At 27.6% G+C, this 1,641-nt stretch carries 3 protein-coding genes; 1 reads left to right on the top strand and 2 read right to left on the bottom strand.

Features of this window, described 5'->3' with window-relative positions:
* The coding region (locus tag RV13_RS20310) for a linear amide C-N hydrolase (RefSeq protein ID WP_083579832.1) at nt 1-261 on the bottom strand (261 nt) is incomplete at its 3' end.
* Between the two features lie 162 nt (nt 262-423).
* Here RV13_RS20310 and RV13_RS20315 point away from each other — a divergent pair.
* The gene (locus RV13_RS20315) at nt 424-681 is read left to right on the top strand and encodes a hypothetical protein (protein ID WP_002295273.1); all 258 of its coding nucleotides are present in this window, start codon (nt 424-426) and stop codon (nt 679-681) included.
* 231 nt (nt 682-912) lie between these two features.
* Here RV13_RS20315 and RV13_RS20320 read toward each other — a convergent pair whose 3' ends face one another.
* Nucleotides 913-1,344: a DUF4231 domain-containing protein gene (locus RV13_RS20320; RefSeq protein ID WP_002308843.1), complete on the bottom strand. Its 432-nt coding sequence runs from the start codon at nt 1,342-1,344 to the stop codon at nt 913-915.
* Nucleotides 1,345-1,641 lie beyond the last annotated feature (297 nt).

The following is a 1,641-nucleotide window of genomic DNA, read 5'->3' on the forward strand; positions in this document are numbered from 1 at the left end:
TTTATAATCAGCATACCCAGAAAAATTTAGCCCAGCCATACTCAATCCTTTTTCATTTGTCGCATCGTAATAAAGAGGGTAGTCAGCTATACCAGCGGCAATACCAATCATTGCATAATGAGTATCCAAATCATTTACCTTTCGAAAATTCAACTTATAATTTCTTGGAGTAACAGTGACTACTTCGTTGTAAGATATTTCATAATCAAAATTCCTTCCAAAATAATGATCACTTGTTACATAAGTAATAGACGTACACATAGTTTATTCCTCCTAAATATTGTTCTGTCCACGTTCATTTTACTCCAAAGTTTTCCTCATTTCAAAAGAAAATCACAGAATACACGAAGAAGCGTTTCTATTTGTATAAACTATATCAAAGTTCTATACTTAAATTATCAAATAAAAAGGACGTGAAGATAAATGTCAAATTTAGAAAACAAAGAAGAAAAAGTTGTAAACAAAATTGTTTCTGTTGTCAATAAACTGGATAAAGAGTTAGACGAACTTGATACGTTATCTGAAAATCCAGAAAAAAAACATAACCTAAAAAAATGGTTAGTTGAACGAAAGGCTATTCATGAAATTAAAAAAGTTCTTCATGAAGCTGATAAATATGAAAAATATGATGAAAAAGAACTTGATAAAGAATTTAAAGAAATCAATGACTTATTACTATAATTGATTTATACGACTCATTTTTGAGTCGTCAGACTGCAAACAACACTCTAAATTTAGGAGTTTGTCTACAGTCTGAATAAATTTTAAATTTATTGTCCATAATGTTATTATGAATTTATAGCATTAAGAAAAGAGATAAGACTTTACATTTTTTTAGGAATGTAAAGTCTTATCTCTTTTCTTAATTGTACAATTAGTATTATCTGCACTACTTTCTAATTAAATAAATTTTTAGTTATTAACTTGATTAAAATCAGAGATAATATCAATTAATTCAGTTTGAAGGGTTGTAACGATTAAATGGAAATTTTCTTCATCTGTTTTATTATATGGGGATGTTTTCGTTATATATAACAACTTTTCTTTTTCAATTTTCATTAATAACTCTGTCGAAGTCTGTACTTTATCTTGATAATTAAATGCAGACATCCCACTTTGTATAATTGTAATTATTGCTGAAGCAATTGAAACAATCAATAGTAAAGACCTGTGTTCGGAAGCCTGATCAATTAATATTGGGATACTAGCTGATAAGACTATTTTTATAATATTTCCGATACCAATTACTCTATTATAAAATCGAATTTCTTTTTTTAATCTATCGATTGTAGAATCAATAGATTCGATAAACGCTTTTTGATCCATCATTTTCTCTCCAATCATTTTATTAAAATCATTAACAAAAATATTATAATAGGATTTAAGTAAGTTCTAACTAATCACACATAAAAATAAAAAAACATTTGTATTTTATCAAAGTTTTATTATACTTGTCAATTTGTGTACATCCTAAAATATAAGCTATTTGTTTACTTCTGTAGAATATATACTTTGTTGTTAGATAAGTTGTGGAATGGCAACAGTTTTTTTGACAAATTTTATAAGGTGCAGAACTTCTTTCCGTATGCTATTCCGATTGTCCTTGACAATGAGCCTCCTCGGATGTGACGATCTTCGGCA

Source organism: Enterococcus raffinosus (assembly GCF_001886185.1).
Taxonomy (GTDB): domain Bacteria; phylum Bacillota; class Bacilli; order Lactobacillales; family Enterococcaceae; genus Enterococcus_A; species Enterococcus_A raffinosus.

Excerpts from the sequence above, each read along its gene's own strand:
- RV13_RS20315 (WP_002295273.1), top strand. The coding sequence starts at position 424 with ATGTCAAATTTAGAAAACAAAGAAGAAAAAGTTGTAAACAAAATTGTT.
- RV13_RS20320 (WP_002308843.1), bottom strand. The coding sequence starts at position 1,344 with ATGATTGGAGAGAAAATGATGGATCAAAAAGCGTTTATCGAATCTATT.